The following is a 15,538-nucleotide window of genomic DNA, read 5'->3' as shown; positions in this document are numbered from 1 at the left end:
CTAGATAGGAAGGAAGCAAATGTTGTATGACTATTTAAATACTGTCACAATACAAATATCTGTAGTTCCTATTTTTTATTAACCACAAACTTAGCCATGAAAATACCAGGCATTTGCCTATGTTTTGTCCTAGCACAAGGGTAATGTGCTTAGTAAATCACCAATTTATACACTCAAAAATGCTCAAACCCCATCTATTCAGATTCACAATTGCCAATGGGATATAAAAATGACAAAGCTACCGATTACTTCACAGATATGTTGCTGACAGAATAAATACCGCTGTGAATCAAACCTCACAGAAAATTAATAAAACTCTCTCATAACCACAAACGATGTTGATATTTAATCGAAAATTTATCGCTATACTCAAACTTAGATACCAAGGTTATTTACCAAGAGAATAAAATCCTTTGTAAATCACACCACGACATGATAGATGTCTCATTAATTCTGCCAATAATTCAGAAGTTAAGAATCAGAAATTAAGAGTTAGAAGGCTTGTCACATCAGGATCAAAACTTCCAGGTTTGACTAGAAAAGACTCATTGGTTTCGACTAAAAAGATTATAAATTCTGAATTTTGATAACTTATTAACTTTCAATCCTACAAGATTAGATCAGGGTTAGTCATGAATTATCAAGCTTCTTCCTCTCAGAATGATTTTCATAGTGTTATCACTCCTGAACAGTTCAATAATATCATTGAAGCTATTGCTGATGGTCGTTATTCTTGGGCTTGTGTGCTAATTTTACGTTGTATTGATTACAACCCCATTCACTATATTCCCCAACGGACTTACAGCCGCTTAATTAAAGAAAACCGTAAAGTTGTCACACCGACAACATCTAGCAAACAAAAAACACAATCAGATACTTAAACCTCTGTCAATAGTCCTAATTGCAGAGATTCATCTCAATTACTAACCACGCCAAAAGGTAGAATAACTCAGCCGCAAATTCTTCCCTCCCACCAGAATAATTTGGGATTTTATTTCCATTCACCCCTCATGCTAATTTTAGTATCTGGGGTAATTTATTTTTTAGCTATTCCTAAGTGCTGAGTTTTCCTCATAAGTTCCTCAAACTTTTGTTTTAAGTTAAAAATAGAAAGTGGCGGATTGAGAAAACGCTTACGCAGGGCCCAAAATCGAGTAGTTTTTCAAGGTAAAAAAAAGATGACAACTAAAAACTTTGCAACCATAGACGGTAATGAAGCTGTTGCTAAAGTCGTCTACCAACTAAACGAGGTGATTGCTATTTATCCCATTACACCATCTTCACCCATGGCTGAATGGTCTGATGCTTGGATGAGTGAAAATAAACCTAATATCTGGGGTACTGTTCCCTCGGTGGTGCAGCTACAGAGTGAAGCAGGGGTTGCGGGGGCTATACATGGGGCTTTACAAACTGGTTCACTGACAACCACATTTACCGCATCTCAGGGATTGATGTTAATGTTGCCAAATATGTACAAAATTGCGGGTGAACTTACACCTACAGTATTTCATATTGCGGCGCGATCGCTGGCAGCCCAAGCCCTCTCCATTTTCGGAGATCATAGTGATGTCATGGCTGCAAGAACTACCGGTTTTGCCATGTTGTGCGCTGCTTCTGTGCAAGAAGCCCATGATTTTGCCCTGATTTCCACAAAAGCAACTTTAACATCTCGCATCCCTTACTTACACTTTTTTGATGGTTTTCGCACCTCCCATGAGGTAGATAAAGTAGAAATATTAACAACCGAAGACTTACAAAAATTTATTCCTTTAGAGTTAGTAATTGCCCATCGTTCCCGGGCTTTAACACCTGATAACCCGGTATTACGAGGAACAGCCCAAAATCCTGATGTTTATTTTCAAGCTAGGGAAACAGTCAATTCTTTTTATCTCGCTTGTCCAGATATTACTCAACAGGTAATGGATGAATTTGCCGCAATGACGGGGAGAGAATATAGATTATTTGATTATCATGGACATCCAGAAGCAGAAAAAATCATTATCCTCATGGGTTCTGGGTGTGAAACAGTTCATGAAACCGTAGATTATCTCAATCAACAAGGGGAAAAAGTCGGAGTGATCAAAGTTAGATTATATCGTCCCTTTGATACCCAAAGATTTATTAATTCTCTCCCTAAAACCACCCGCAGTATCGCCGTTTTAGATAGAACAAAAGAACCAGGGGCAATTGGTGAACCACTATATATAGATGTAGTTACAGCTTTGGCAGAAAACCACATTCACAACATTAAAGTTGTGGGGGGACGATATGGGTTATCCTCTAAAGAATTTACACCAGCAATGGTAAAAGCAGTATTTGATAATTTGGTTATGGAAACACCAAAAAATCATTTTACCATCGGCATTAACGATGATGTTACTCATACCAGTTTAGCATATAATCCCGAATTTAATATTGAAGCAGATAATATAGTGAGGGCAATTTTCTACGGTTTGGGTGCAGATGGTACAGTGGGGGCAAATAAAAATTCTATCAAAATTATTGGGGAAGAAACAGATAATTATGCCCAAGGTTATTTTGTTTATGATTCTAAAAAGTCTGGTTCTGTAACTGTTTCTCATTTGCGTTTTGGTTCTCAACCAATCCGTTCTACCTATTTAATTACTAAAGCTAATTTTGTTGCTTGTCATCAATGGGATTTTGTGGAAAAATTCCCAATGTTAAAAGATATTATTCCTGGTGGCACATTCTTACTAAATTCGCCCTATAACAAAGATGAAATTTGGGATAAATTACCTGCAAAAATGCAAACAGAGATAATTACTAAAAATCTCAAATTCTATGTCATTAATGCCTACAAAGTCTCCCGTGAAGCCGGAATGGGTGGACATATTAACACAGTTATGCAGGTTTGTTTCTTTGCTGTTTCCGGTGTTTTACCAAAAGCAGAAGCAATAGCCCAAATTAAAAAATCTATTCGTAAAACCTACGGTAAAAAAGGGGAAGAAATCGTCCAAATGAATATCCAAGCAGTTGATAAAACCTTGGAAAACCTCTATGAAATTAACCTTACAGAAAAAACCACCCAGTCCCCAATCCCCACTCCCCAACCCCTATTTCTCGATACTGCACCTGCATTTGTGCGTGAGGTATTAGGTAAAATGATCGCCCGTGAAGGTGATGATTTACCTGTGAGTGCATTACCAATAGATGGTACTTATCCGACGGGAACATCTAAATGGGAAAAACGCAATATTGCTGAGGAAATTCCGGTTTGGGATGCCGACGTTTGTATTCAATGTGGTAAATGTGTGATGGTGTGTCCTCATAGTGTCATTCGTGCTAAAGTATATGCACCAGAACAATTAGAAAATGCCCCGACAACTTTCAAAAGTGCCAATGCTAAAGAACATGATTGGCATGATTTAAAGTTTACTATTCAAGTAGCCGCAGAAGACTGTACAGGTTGTGGTATTTGTGTTGATGTTTGTCCCGCAAAAAATAAAGCCGAACCTCGCAAAAAAGCCATTAATATGGCAGCACAAAGACCATTGCGAGAACAAGAACGAGAAAATTGGGATTTCTTCTTAAATCTTCCTAACCCAGATAGACAAACTTTGAAATTGCATCATATTAATCAACAACAAATGCAAGAACCGTTGTTTGAGTTTTCCGGTGCTTGTGCTGGATGTGGAGAAACACCCTATATTAAGTTAGTAACACAATTATTTGGCGATCGCATGATCGTCGCCAATGCCACAGGTTGTTCATCTATCTATGGTGGTAATTTACCCACCACACCTTGGACAAAAAACGCCGCAGGTAGGGGGCCAGCATGGTCTAATAGTCTATTTGAAGATAACGCCGAATTTGGTTTAGGTTTTCGCGTTTCCATAGATAAACAAGCAGAATTTGCCGCTTATTTACTCCAGCAACTTGCACCAGAAATAGGAGAAACCCTAGTTACAGATATCCTCAACGCTGAACAAAAAGACGAATCTGATATTTATGAACAACGAGAACGGGTGGTAATTCTCAAACAAAAATTAGAAGAAATTATTACCGCAGATGAACGCAAATTAACGCAGATAGAAGAGGATAATATCAGCGTTAATCAGCGTTTATCTGCGTTCAAAAATCTCCAATCTCTTGCTGATTATTTGGTGAAAAAAAGTGTGTGGATAATTGGTGGAGACGGTTGGGCTTATGATATTGGTTACGGTGGTTTAGATCATGTCATTGCTAGTGGCCGCAACGTGAATATTCTCGTATTAGATACAGAAGTTTATTCTAATACTGGTGGTCAAATGTCTAAATCTACTCCTAAAGGTGCAGTGGCAAAATTTGCCGCCGGTGGTAAACCCGCAGCTAAAAAAGATTTGGGTTTAATTGCTATGACTTACGGTAACGTTTATGTTGCCAGTGTAGCAATGGGCGCGAGAGATGAACAAACCCTCAAAACTTTCCTAGAAGCTGAAGCTTACGACGGGCCATCATTAATTATTGCCTACAGTCATTGTATTGCTCATGGTATCAATATGAGTACAGCTATGCAAAACCAAAAAGCCGCTGTAGACTCTGGACGCTGGTTATTATATCGTTATCACCCCGACAGGTTACAACAGGGAGAAAACCCCTTACAACTCGATTCCCGCACCCCTCGTATCCCCATAGAAAATTCCATGTATATGGAAAACCGTTTCAAAATGTTAACCAAAATCAACCCAGAAACGGCTAAAGAACTTTTACAAGAAGCGCAAGGGGATGTTAATACCCGTTGGCAAATGTATCAATATTTAGCTGCCAGAAAATTACAAGAAACCTAATTTAATGGCAAGATCAGTAGGGCTTGCTGAATAAAGCTAAAACTTAGATATATCAAGAGTTTGAATGTGAAAAAGGTGAATCAGGTGCAAGGAATAAGGGTTGAAATTAGCAAAAACCTATCACTTGACCAGATTCAAGACTATTCTTCTCTTCTTCTAATTCTTCCTCCTGACTCCTGACTCCTGACTCCTGACTCCTAGCCTTAATTAAGAAAACTTGGTTAAAAATCCCAATAATTGCTTAGTTTTTGGTGTGAGTAGGGTCTTGCGGTAAGCGTCTGCGGCTTTTTTAATTGCTTCTGCTTGGGTGGGGTAAGGATGAATTACACTACTGAGTTTACTCAAACCAATTTGATGAACTATAGCTGTGGTAATTTCTGAAATCATCTCCCCTGCATGATTAGCAACTATGGTTGCACCCAGGATTTGATCTGATCCTTTTTTGTGATGAATCTTTAAAAAACCGGATTCTTCATGATCGGCGATCGCTCGGTCTATACTTTGAAAAGGAATCTTAATAGTTTCTATTTCTATACCTAATTTTTCCGCCTCATTTGCATACATCCCCACATGAGCAATTTCCGGGCTGGTATATGTCACCCAAGGCATTACCAAACTACTGAGTTTAGATCGTCCCCAAGCAAAGGGCGAAAAGAGGGTATTTTTAATCACAATTCGTGCTGCCGCATCTGCCGCGTGAGTGAATTTCCAATTCATGCAGATATCACCAGCGGCGTAAATTTTGGGATTTGTGGTTTGCAAATAATCATTCACTTTTACACCCAAAGTCTGATCATATTCTACACCCACTGCCTCTAAATTCAAATTTTCTACATTTGGCGCACGTCCCGCACCAACTAAAATTTCATCAACTGTCACCGAATCTCGTTCACTATTTACAGAAAAATATAATCGTTTTCCTTCCGTAACTGTGACGACTTCTTCTAACTGACAATTTAATACTAAACGAATCCCTTCATCAATTAAAACTTTTTGGAGAATTTCCGCTGCTTCTGTATCTTCCTGATTTAAAATATGTGAACCCCGATGAAATAATGTCACCTGACAACCCAAACGCTGAAATGTTTGTGCTAATTCACAGCCAACCGGACCACCACCAATTATTGCTAATTTTTCCGGTTTTTGAGTCAGAGAAAAAACAGTTTCATTAGTTAAATAACCCGCTGCTTCAATTCCCCTAATTTTCGGTTTCACAGCCCTAGCACCCGTAGCAATGACAGCTTTTTTAAACTTTAAGGTTTGATTGGTAACTTCTACAGTATTATTCTTGGTAAATTTACCATCACCTAAAAAAACATCAATTCCTAAACTTTTAAATCTTTCTACAGAATCATGATGACTAATACTCGCCCGAATGCGTCTCATTCTCCCCATAACTGTGGCAAAATCTACATCAAATTTCTGGGAAACATTAATCCCTAAATCCTTAGCTTTCCTGATTTCTTCTACCACACGGGAAGAACGAATTAAACATTTAGAAGGAATACAACCAAAATTTAAACAATCTCCTCCCATGAGATTTTTTTCAATTAATGCTACTTTTAAACCTAAATTCAAACCCGCAGCCCCCGCAGCTACAACTAATCCCGCAGTTCCGCCACCAATTACTACCAAATCATAACAATCAGCCGCTTGGGGATTTACCCAATTATCTGGATGCACATTTTTGAGTAGTTTTTGATTATACTCATCCATAGGTCGGATTGTAACTCTTGGAGACTCTGAAGTTGACATTAGTATTACCTCTATATTTTCCAGTATGAAGTATATTTTTGATTATGTGATCTTTATTTATAAATACATGATAATCAAAAAAATGTCGGTTTTATATTTAACAAAATCACTAAAATTATCGAAAAATAAAAAACAAAAAATTTTATAAGTTTTCATCTTCTAAAGCTTTCTTAGCTATCTTCGTGACATAAACTGTAACAGCAATTGTCGCTATCAACCCAATAATTTGAATTATCCAATGGAGGATGATGTTTTCAGGTTGATTTTTACTACCAATTAAGGCTATATCTCCTGCTAAAGATCCCAGATAAACATACATAATTGTCCCCGGAATCATCCCCACTGAACCAATAAAATAGTCTGAGAAAGAAACGCTAGTAATTCCTAAAGCATAGTTTAATAAGTTAAAAGGAAAGAGGGGAGAAAGCCGAATTAATAAAACAATTTTTAATCCTTCTTTGCTAACTGCTTTATCAATAGTGGCAAATTTTTTGTAACTAGAGATTTTTTCTTTTACCCAACCTTTAGCTAAATAACGTCCTACTAGAAATGCTGCTGTAGCCCCCAAAGTAGCACCAATAAAGACATATAAAGAACCCCAAATTACCCCAAACATTACCCCAGCACCCAATGTCAGCAGTGAAGCTGGTAAAAAAGCTAGAGTAGCTATAATATAGATACCAATAAATACTATTCCTCCTCCAGCACCGAGGCTATTAGTCCATTGTAAAGTATTCTGTAAAAATTCTTGCAGATTCAGAGAAGATACGTTAATAGATTCCTGGACTACAGCGAAATCTATTGTTGATAAAAAGGCAATAATCATAAAAATTATCTATAATTTTGGGGGAGAATACCAATTACGAATTTGATCTGGGGAAATACCGAGTAAATAAGCAATGACAATAATTTGATTTAAGATAGTAGTTTGGATAATGCCTTTTTTTAACCATCTGCGAGGTGAAGTAATTACGGGTGTTGGTAATAGATAAATTTTTCCCAGAGTTTTTAATTTTCTCATCAGTTCAAAATCTTCCATAATTGGTATTTGTGGAAAATTACCAACTTGCCCAAATACATCTTTGGTGAGAAAAATAGCTTGATCACCATAGGGCATTTGCCAAAGCTGCGATCGCCATTTTACCCCAAATTCGACCAAACGCAACCCCCAATTCGGGGCATTTATCCGTAAAGCAAACGCACCAGCTACAATTCCCGGTTTTGCTAAGGTTGTGCAAATCATTTGCTCAAAATTAGTCGGTAAACGAGTATCTCCATGCAGAAACAGCAAAATTTCCCCACTAGCAGCCATAGCACCCGCATTCATTTGATTAGCACGTCCAGGAGGAGAAGTAATCACCTGAACATTCAATGATTTGGCTATTAATAAGGTTTCATCTGTTGAACCACCATCAACAACAATTATTTCTACATTGGTACTAAATTGACTGCTAGTAATTGCCTCTCTAATGTTACCCGCTTCATTGAGAGTCGGAATAATAATAGAAATTAAGCTGTTGTTAAGATTTTGATTGATAATTTCTGTCATAATCACAAAAATAGTTAGTCAATAAATAATAAATTTTCCCCCATTTTCCTGCACAATTAATAATATTTAATTAAGCCCTACATCCTCTAAATAACTATGTTACTTCTCCAAGTGATTATATGTCTTACTTTAGTAATTTTTATCGGCTCATGGCTTTCCCAAAGTGCTGATATTTTGGCAGAAAAAACCGGATTAGGACGGACTTGGGTGGGTACAATTCTGTTAGCAGGTGTCACATCTTTACCTGAACTAGCCACAGGGACAAGTGCCATAGTTATATTTAACTCTCCAGACTTAGCTGTAGGGGGCATCTTAGGCAGTTGTCTCTTTAATTTGCTCATTTTGGCATTACTGGATATTTACAACGGGCCTGAACCCGTACTACAGCGAGCGCAGATTAGTCATGGATTAGCCGCTAGTTTGGGCTGTGTCATGTTAGGTGTGACTACTTTAGGAATACTCCTAGCCAAAACAGAAATGAATTTAGCGATAGGATGGGTGGGTATTCCCAGTATCATCTTACTCTGGCTCTATTGGTTGAGCGCCCGCATGATTGCTCAATTTGAGATGAGACGACGCGCACAAGTGCTAGAGGAAGAAATTGAGGCTTTTCAATATCAACATATTACCTCACAACAAGCATATCTGAGGTTTATTTTCCTCTCAGTTATAATTGTCATTCTCGGTATTTGGTTGGCATTTTTAGGTGATAGAGTTGCAGCAGTAACTGGATTGGGACAAAGCTTTATTGGTGCAATTCTCTTAGCGACAGCTACCTCACTTCCCGAAGTAGTAGCATCACTAGCGGCTGTGCGACTTAATGCGGTTGATTTAGCAGTATCCAATATCTTTGGTTCTAATATCACCAATTTAGCAATTTTGGGCTTTTATGATTTGGTCTATTTACAAGGTAATCTTTGGTTAAATATCAGTCAGATACATATATTTACTGCTATTGTTGCCATGATTATGACTTCAGTAGCTATTAATGGACTGATTTATCATGCTGTCAGCGGTTCACGAATGTACATTACCTGGGATGGATTAACTCTCGTCGCGCTCTATGTTGGGGGAATGTATGTGATTTACCGGGATATATTTTGATGGAAATTAAGAATGTTTTTCTAAATTATCCAAAACCCCACTGCGAATCATCATCTGTGGCCAAATTAATAGGAAAAATCCCATCCAAATTAATAAGGGAATAGCCACTAAAATTGTCAACCATATAATTTTGAAGATTAACCAACTACTACTAATTAATGTAACAGCAGTTAGGATAATTGACCAAGGTTGACACCACCAAGGTTTATATTTCCAAGGGCTTATTATTTGTTGTTCAGACATTGTTTATGTTAAAAAAATTTGGTGTTTGTCAATGCAAGAGTAAAAACGGGATGCAAGGAGTTAAAGCAATAGTTGATAGCAAGTTTACCTAGCGTCAGGATTCCACTTTTCTAGAGAGATATATTCGTTGTTAATTAAATCTAAAGCTTCAATCACACTGCTAGAACTGAACACGCGAAACCAATAAATTGTGCTTGTAGTTTTATCAGAGTGATTTTCCACTACTCTAACTACATAGTAAGGTGCATCAGCCGTAGGGGAACTATCAACCACCGAGGAAACCCGGATACTTCCTCTCGATAGTCTTTGAATCTCCCGCCCTTTTTTTCGCACTTGTGGTAGATTCTGGACTAGACTTAGAGCTTTTTTTTCATCTAGTATGGGAGTAGATTTAGAATCTTCTAGAGAGTCAGGATTATCTACTTGAGCTATAAATTGAGCAGCAGCGAATGTCTGCTGACTCTGATTTTTGAACCCCTGATCAATAGTAGAATGTGCTAACAGCACTACAACTAATGAAGCCAGTAAAGGGTAGTAGGTGACTTTTTTGATAGAGTTACCTCTAAACATTTGTACTTGCCTCCGTTGATATTGCATCATGTGAATCAGTATTATATCATCAGTGATCCCCATCTTTAGCAATCTGATTTAATTTGCTATTTTTGGCTTGGTATAGTTATATTTGCTGTCTATTTGCTACTAAATAAACAACCCTGGGGAAATATGAAAAAATTATCCTCATATTTTTCCTATTCACAATTTCAAAAACTACTACTTTAGAAGTAATAATTCCTACTAAATCAAATTCTTTGATTTCTCTCGCATTTATTAAATATTTTACAATTGCATGGTGGGATTATGGTTCAATAGGATAGTGTTTAGTTGCAAATTATTTAATCATCAATTATTAGTAACTTTGACTACTTTTAGTATTTTTTCAAGAGTTCTCAATAGACGGCAAAATACATTATAATTTTGTTACATATTTGTTAAGAAAGGTTACACGACTCTTAACAAAAGGAAATATTGTTTATGGTTGTTCCCCGTGAGAAGAATGCACCACATGAGGTTGTTATCGTTGGTGGTGGCTTTGGTGGATTGTATGCAGCCAAAGCTCTTGCTAAGGCAAAAGTAAATGTTACTCTCATTGATAAACGGAATTTTCATTTATTTCAGCCGCTTTTATATCAAGTTGCCACAGGTACGCTATCACCTTCTGATATTTCCGCACCATTGCGATCTGTATTCAGCAAAAGCAAAAATACAAAAGTGTTGTTGGGAGAAGTAAGTGATATTAATCCCAAAGCGCAACAAGTTATTTTGGGTGATGAAATAGTCCCTTATGATACATTAATTCTGGCCACTGGTGCAAACCATTCCTATTTTGGTAAGGATAATTGGAAAGAATCTGCTCCAGGTTTGAAAACTGTGGAAGATGCCATAGAAATGCGTCGGCGGATATTTTCAGCATTTGAAGCCGCAGAAAAAGAAAGTGATCCTGTAAAACGTCGAGCTTTGTTGACTTTTGTGATTGTGGGCGGTGGTCCAACTGGTGTAGAATTGTCTGGGGCGATCGCTGAATTAGCATACCAAACCCTCAAAGAAGATTTCCGCAACATTGACACCTCAGAAACCAAAATTATCCTCTTGCAAGGGGGCGATCGCATTCTCCCACACATTGCCCCAGAATTATCGAAAGTAGCAATAGAATCTTTACAAAAATTGGGTGTGGTTATTCACACTCAAACCAGAGTCACGAATATTGAAAATGACATTGTTACTTTCAAACAAAACGGTGAATTGACAGAAGTTCCCTCAAAAACTATCTTGTGGGCAGCCGGTGTGCAAGGTTCGGCTTTGGGGAAAATTCTCGCAGAACGGACAGATGTAGAATGCGATTTCTCTGCCAGAGTAATTGTAGAACCTGACTTGACTATTAAGGATTATAAAAACATTTTCGTAATTGGAGACTTAGCTAATTTCTCCCATCAAAATGGTAAACCTTTACCCGGTGTTGCCCCCGTAGCCAAACAAGAAGGAGAGTATGTAGGTAAACTCATTAAACGCCGGCTTCAAGGTCGGACTTTGCCAGATTTTAAATACAATGATGTCGGTAGTTTGGCAATGATTGGGCAAAATCTAGCTGTTGTAGATTTAGGCTTTATCAAACTCACAGGTTTTATTGCTTGGCTATTTTGGCTAGTAATTCACATCTACTTCTTAATTGAGTTTGACACTAAATTAGTCATAGTAATTCAATGGGCGTGGAATTATATTACTCGCAATCGTCGCTCTCGATTAATTACAGGTAAGGAGGCTTTTTTAGCACCACAAACTGTTAATAATAGCAGTCATTCCCAAACTACAGAAAAGAAGCAGCCAGTCAATCTCTAGGATTTGTGGTTTTTACTACCACGGCATTAAACTTTATGGAAAAATCCGCCATTCCTCTCAACACTGAATTCAATTAGTGTGAGGTGGCGGTTTTAATTGTGAAAATTGCCATATTTGTGATATAATAAATCCAGTTTTATCAATTTATCAAAACTTTTGATAATGGCGACAAAAATCTATGACTAATCTCTTACAACAAGCTTATGCTGTCGTCTCAAGGCTACCTGAAGATGAACAGAATGAAATTGCTCAACTGATTTTCCAGCAATTAGCACAACGTCAACAACTACTGCATCCAACAAATATAGATTTTATGCAATTTGCTGGTATTGCAAGTTCTGAAGAAACTATACTTTTACAAAACCTAGAACATGAGATTGAAGAACAAAGATTATTAGACTTGCAAAGGCAAATTGAACTATGAAAAAAGCTTTACTAGATACTAATATCCTCTCATATTTTCTGCGAGGTGAAACACAAGTTGTCAAAAAATTCCGTGAATATAAAGAATTTCACAGTTATCTAACTTTTTCTATTCTTACCTACTATGAAATCAAAAGTGGGTTGTTGTACAAAGATGCTAGAAATCTTTTACAGCAATTTGAAATTCTTGCCAATAGCAGCGAGATTTTACCCCTTGATATAGATACAGCTAATGTTGCAAGTTTTATTTATCAAGATTTACGTCAGAGAGGTTTATTAATTACTCCCCTTGACTTACTGATTGGAGCATCAGCAATTAATAATAAAAGCGTTTTAATCACTGCTAATATTAAACACTTTCAAAATATCACTAATTTGGAATATGAAAATTGGGTAACACCACCCACCAGGATATTATAATTAATGTCGGGTTGTGCTTCGCTGTATAATTAATGTTGGGTTTCCTTGCGTCAACCCAACCTACGGGGTAAAATCAAGATTATAAAACACAACTTTAATCACAGGATATTTATAGTATGGAATATCGCCGCGCCAAAGTGGCAGGAGGAACATACTTTTTTACAGTGGTGACAGATAAAAGACAAAAAATATTATGTTTACCAAAAAATGTTTCTTTATTAAGAGATGCTTTTGGTTATGTAATGCAGAAACATCCATTTATTATAGATGCTGTTGTTATTTTACCTGATCATCTCCACTGTATTTGGACTTTACCAGAAAATGATCAGGATTTTTCTACCCGTTGGCGGTTAATTAAAAGTTATTTTAGTCGTAAATGTGAAACTATTTCACCAGAAAATATATCTTTATCTAGAAAAAATAAAAAACAACGGGCTATATGGCAATATCGTTTTTGGGAACATTTAATTAGAGATGAAATTGATTTTCAAAATCACGTTGAATATATTCATTATAATCCCGTGAAACATGGTTTGGTAACAGCACCAAAGGATTGGGAATATTCCAGTTTTCATCGGGCTGTGCGTCAAGGTATGTATGAAATGATGTGGGGTGCGGGTGAGGAAATTATTTTTGATGATGATATTGGCTAAAAATTTAACACCATTATTTGCTCTGGACGTAAACCAAGAGATTCATAAGTTTGTCCATTACTATCGCTAAATTCTACTTCAAACACAGCACCATCGGTTAATAATTCAACTATTGTACCAACTTGACCACGCAGCAAATGATATTCAGCTAAATCAACTGTGAGTGCTACTACATCTAGTAAATTGAACTGATTTTTAATCATTTGGGAATAACTGACGGTTGGATAAGGATGAGAAAATAATTTTTGATACTCATGAAATCTGTTATATTATAGTACATACGAATTAAAAACATCAAATCCAGATAACTTACAAAATTCATAACTGACTAAGGTTAAATCATCATGTCTAGTATAAACACAGGTATTGAGTGGACAGATAAAACTTGGAATCCTACAACTGGTTGTAACAAAGTTAGTCCGGGTTGTGTGCATTGCTACGCAGAAGCTATTACTAAACGCTTTCCTAATAATTTCAAAAATGGATTTGATTTAACTCTACATCCAGAAAGATTGACAGAACCTTTAAAATGGCGTACTCCCAGTAGAATATTTGTTAATTCAATGAGCGATCTTTTTCATGAAGAAGTACCTTTAGATTTTATTCAAAAGGTATTTAAAGTGATTCATGCTACGCCTCATCACATATATCAAATATTAACAAAAAGACCTGAAAGATTAGTTGAATTAGCACCACATCTAGACTTTCATAAAAACATCTGGTTAGGTGTATCAGTAGAAAATCAAAGTTATGTTTCTCGTATTGATTTACTTCGTCAAGTTCCTGCAAATGTGCGTTTTCTTTCCTGTGAACCATTATTAGGTTCATTAAATCTTGACCTCACAAATATTGATTGGGTCATTGTTGGTGGAGAATCTGGTCAAAAACATCGTCCAATGAATATTGAATGGGCTGAAGACATTCGTGACCAATGCCAAAAAGCAGAAGTTGCATTTTTCTTTAAGCAAATCGGTGGTAGAACTTCTAAAGCTGGAGGTAAGTTATTAGATGGTAGAATATGGGATGAAATGCCAGAAGCTTGGCAAGAACATCAAAAAACATGGGGTCAATCTCCACGAAAATTAGCATTGAAAAAAGAAAATTTGCAACTTACGGCTTAGGTGGGAATGTAACTTTAACAGAATCTGCAAAAGTAATTTCTCCTTTGCGTTTTGGTCTTTTATCAGCAGGACGGTCGGCTGTAATTTTGCCTTGAGCTTCAAGATTAATAAGAGCAGTTTTGTAATTCTTGCTAATGTAACTTCTACCAACATTATGCTGCATATAAATTTCTTGCATAGTTATTGTTTTATTGGCAAACTCATTTAGTAGCATTTGTTCTAATTCATCGAGAGGACGATAAAATTCAAATAGCAACGGTTGTATAACAGTAGCAGGGTTATATTCAAAGGAAGGTACACCTTGATTTTGCTCAGAACTTTCTTTTGCCATGATCTCTTTCATAATTTCATAGCCTTTGAAGTGCTTACTCACGAAGATTAAGTGATGGCTAGTCCGTTTACCATTTTCATATTTAAAGCGAAAAGGTAAAACATATTTCCCACCCAGTTCTTGTAAAGCTTCGCAAATAGCCTCTACAATTGTTAACTCCCTTTCTTCTGCTTTAAGTGCTTTTAATTGCTCGCGTAATTTATCTGCTCTTGTTTTTTCAAATAGTGCATTTATATGTTCTTCAACTGCTGTATTACCTAAACCCATATTTATGCGATTGTAGTTGAAAAAGAAAATGCAATCGCAACCCCAATTTTTTACAACTGAGTTGATCAATTTTAATGACAAACCTTTATATCCCCAAGGATCTACAAAAAATAATGTGGGAACTAAATTTAACTGACTAAATGTATTAACAATATTTTCACCAACCTCATAACTAATTACTTGAGGCTTATATTTTAAATTATTAATGCCAGGAATTGCATCTATAGCTTCTTGAAGAGAATTGGTATGTTCAGAATTAGCATCATTAAATAATGTTTTCAGCATATTTTGCATATCTGGATCAGCAATTGCCGTTTCTAAAACTTTGATGGGTGTTGATTTTGAACCATCTTTGTATCTACCTGGACCAGCGAAAAGGTCTATATAAGCAATTTTATGACCTGCTTTTTTAGCAGTTGGGATAATCACCTTTGCCCAAACCCAAAAATATTTCTCAACAATTCTGGCTTTTACCAACGATTGCTCTTTCT

At 36.6% G+C, this 15,538-nt stretch carries 15 protein-coding genes; 8 read left to right on the top strand and 7 right to left on the bottom strand.

Features of this window, described 5'->3' with window-relative positions:
- The first annotated feature begins 632 nt into the window (after positions 1 to 632).
- Complete coding sequence (locus tag FJR11_RS06915) at positions 633 to 881, top strand: HetP family heterocyst commitment protein (protein WP_168502972.1); 249 nt, start codon at positions 633 to 635, stop codon at positions 879 to 881.
- A 297-nt stretch (positions 882 to 1,178) separates the two neighbouring features.
- Positions 1,179 to 4,787, top strand: a complete 3,609-nt coding sequence (nifJ, locus tag FJR11_RS06910) for a pyruvate:ferredoxin (flavodoxin) oxidoreductase (RefSeq protein WP_168502971.1) — start codon at positions 1,179 to 1,181, stop codon at positions 4,785 to 4,787.
- A 207-nt stretch (positions 4,788 to 4,994) separates the two neighbouring features.
- Here nifJ and FJR11_RS06905 read toward each other — a convergent pair whose 3' ends face one another.
- From FJR11_RS06905 to FJR11_RS06895, 3 genes are all read right to left on the bottom strand, one after another.
- Positions 4,995 to 6,542, bottom strand: coding sequence for a mercuric reductase (locus FJR11_RS06905; RefSeq protein ID WP_168502970.1), 1,548 nt, complete (start codon positions 6,540 to 6,542; stop codon positions 4,995 to 4,997).
- A gap of 142 nt (positions 6,543 to 6,684) precedes the next feature.
- The gene (locus FJR11_RS06900) at positions 6,685 to 7,377 is read right to left on the bottom strand and encodes a TVP38/TMEM64 family protein (protein WP_371417476.1); all 693 of its coding nucleotides are present in this window, start codon (positions 7,375 to 7,377) and stop codon (positions 6,685 to 6,687) included.
- Positions 7,378 to 8,091, bottom strand: coding sequence for a TIGR04283 family arsenosugar biosynthesis glycosyltransferase (locus FJR11_RS06895; RefSeq protein ID WP_168502968.1), 714 nt, complete (start codon positions 8,089 to 8,091; stop codon positions 7,378 to 7,380).
- A 96-nt stretch (positions 8,092 to 8,187) separates the two neighbouring features.
- Between FJR11_RS06895 and FJR11_RS06890 the strand changes: the two genes are divergently transcribed.
- Positions 8,188 to 9,195: a sodium:calcium antiporter gene (locus FJR11_RS06890; RefSeq protein WP_168502967.1), complete on the top strand. Its 1,008-nt coding sequence runs from the start codon at positions 8,188 to 8,190 to the stop codon at positions 9,193 to 9,195.
- Positions 9,196 to 9,201: 6 nt separating this feature from the next.
- On the opposite strand, the gene FJR11_RS06885 is transcribed toward FJR11_RS06890, so the two are convergent.
- Together FJR11_RS06885 and FJR11_RS06880 are read right to left on the bottom strand one after the other, a co-directional pair.
- Positions 9,202 to 9,438 (bottom strand): DUF6737 family protein, encoded by a 237-nt coding sequence (locus tag FJR11_RS06885; protein WP_168502966.1) that lies wholly within the window; start codon positions 9,436 to 9,438, stop codon positions 9,202 to 9,204.
- Between the two features lie 84 nt (positions 9,439 to 9,522).
- Positions 9,523 to 10,008: a hypothetical protein gene (locus tag FJR11_RS06880; RefSeq protein ID WP_174762955.1), complete on the bottom strand. Its 486-nt coding sequence runs from the start codon at positions 10,006 to 10,008 to the stop codon at positions 9,523 to 9,525.
- Between the two features lie 462 nt (positions 10,009 to 10,470).
- Between FJR11_RS06880 and FJR11_RS06875 the strand changes: the two genes are divergently transcribed.
- The 4 genes from FJR11_RS06875 to FJR11_RS06860 all read left to right on the top strand — a co-directional run bounded on the left by FJR11_RS06875 (position 10,471) and on the right by FJR11_RS06860 (position 13,328).
- Complete coding sequence (locus tag FJR11_RS06875) at positions 10,471 to 11,832, top strand: NAD(P)/FAD-dependent oxidoreductase (protein ID WP_168502965.1); 1,362 nt, start codon at positions 10,471 to 10,473, stop codon at positions 11,830 to 11,832.
- Positions 11,833 to 12,010: 178 nt separating this feature from the next.
- Positions 12,011 to 12,256 carry a hypothetical protein gene (locus FJR11_RS06870; RefSeq protein WP_168502964.1) on the top strand — a complete coding sequence of 82 codons (246 nt, stop codon included), beginning with the start codon at positions 12,011 to 12,013 and terminating at the stop codon, positions 12,254 to 12,256.
- Positions 12,253 to 12,675: a type II toxin-antitoxin system VapC family toxin gene (locus FJR11_RS06865; protein WP_168502963.1), complete on the top strand. Its 423-nt coding sequence runs from the start codon at positions 12,253 to 12,255 to the stop codon at positions 12,673 to 12,675. Before FJR11_RS06870 ends, FJR11_RS06865 begins: the two co-directional genes overlap by 4 nt.
- 116 nt (positions 12,676 to 12,791) lie before the next feature.
- Positions 12,792 to 13,328, top strand: a complete 537-nt coding sequence (locus FJR11_RS06860; RefSeq protein ID WP_168502962.1) for a transposase — start codon at positions 12,792 to 12,794, stop codon at positions 13,326 to 13,328.
- Here the strand turns inward: FJR11_RS06860 and FJR11_RS06855 are convergent.
- Positions 13,325 to 13,531, bottom strand: a complete 207-nt coding sequence (locus tag FJR11_RS06855; protein WP_168502961.1) for a DUF4926 domain-containing protein — start codon at positions 13,529 to 13,531, stop codon at positions 13,325 to 13,327. The two genes, FJR11_RS06860 and FJR11_RS06855, sit on opposite strands and share 4 nt — an antisense overlap.
- A gap of 141 nt (positions 13,532 to 13,672) precedes the next feature.
- Here FJR11_RS06855 and FJR11_RS06850 point away from each other — a divergent pair, with 141 nt between their 5' ends.
- Positions 13,673 to 14,449, top strand: coding sequence for a DUF5131 family protein (locus FJR11_RS06850; RefSeq protein WP_168502960.1), 777 nt, complete (start codon positions 13,673 to 13,675; stop codon positions 14,447 to 14,449).
- Here the strand turns inward: FJR11_RS06850 and FJR11_RS06845 are convergent.
- The gene (locus FJR11_RS06845; RefSeq protein WP_254444701.1) at positions 14,439 to 15,524 is read right to left on the bottom strand and encodes a three-Cys-motif partner protein TcmP; all 1,086 of its coding nucleotides are present in this window, start codon (positions 15,522 to 15,524) and stop codon (positions 14,439 to 14,441) included. The two genes, FJR11_RS06850 and FJR11_RS06845, sit on opposite strands and share 11 nt — an antisense overlap.
- Positions 15,525 to 15,538 lie beyond the last annotated feature (14 nt).

Origin of the sequence: Anabaena sp. UHCC 0187 (assembly GCF_009712035.1) — a bacterium.
Lineage (GTDB): Bacteria > Cyanobacteriota > Cyanobacteriia > Cyanobacteriales > Nostocaceae > Dolichospermum.
This window is presented reverse-complemented; position numbering and strand designations above follow the sequence as displayed.

Coding starts and splice junctions, on each gene's coding strand:
- FJR11_RS06915 (WP_168502972.1), top strand. CDS start 633: ATGAATTATCAAGCTTCTTCCTCTCAGAATGATTTTCATAGTGTTATC.
- nifJ (WP_168502971.1), top strand. CDS start 1,179: ATGACAACTAAAAACTTTGCAACCATAGACGGTAATGAAGCTGTTGCT.
- FJR11_RS06905 (WP_168502970.1), bottom strand. CDS start 6,542: ATGTCAACTTCAGAGTCTCCAAGAGTTACAATCCGACCTATGGATGAG.
- FJR11_RS06895 (WP_168502968.1), bottom strand. CDS start 8,091: ATGACAGAAATTATCAATCAAAATCTTAACAACAGCTTAATTTCTATT.
- FJR11_RS06890 (WP_168502967.1), top strand. CDS start 8,188: ATGTTACTTCTCCAAGTGATTATATGTCTTACTTTAGTAATTTTTATC.
- FJR11_RS06885 (WP_168502966.1), bottom strand. CDS start 9,438: ATGTCTGAACAACAAATAATAAGCCCTTGGAAATATAAACCTTGGTGG.
- FJR11_RS06880 (WP_174762955.1), bottom strand. CDS start 10,008: ATGTTTAGAGGTAACTCTATCAAAAAAGTCACCTACTACCCTTTACTG.
- FJR11_RS06875 (WP_168502965.1), top strand. CDS start 10,471: ATGGTTGTTCCCCGTGAGAAGAATGCACCACATGAGGTTGTTATCGTT.
- FJR11_RS06870 (WP_168502964.1), top strand. CDS start 12,011: ATGACTAATCTCTTACAACAAGCTTATGCTGTCGTCTCAAGGCTACCT.
- FJR11_RS06865 (WP_168502963.1), top strand. CDS start 12,253: ATGAAAAAAGCTTTACTAGATACTAATATCCTCTCATATTTTCTGCGA.
- FJR11_RS06860 (WP_168502962.1), top strand. CDS start 12,792: ATGGAATATCGCCGCGCCAAAGTGGCAGGAGGAACATACTTTTTTACA.
- FJR11_RS06855 (WP_168502961.1), bottom strand. CDS start 13,531: ATGATTAAAAATCAGTTCAATTTACTAGATGTAGTAGCACTCACAGTT.
- FJR11_RS06850 (WP_168502960.1), top strand. CDS start 13,673: ATGTCTAGTATAAACACAGGTATTGAGTGGACAGATAAAACTTGGAAT.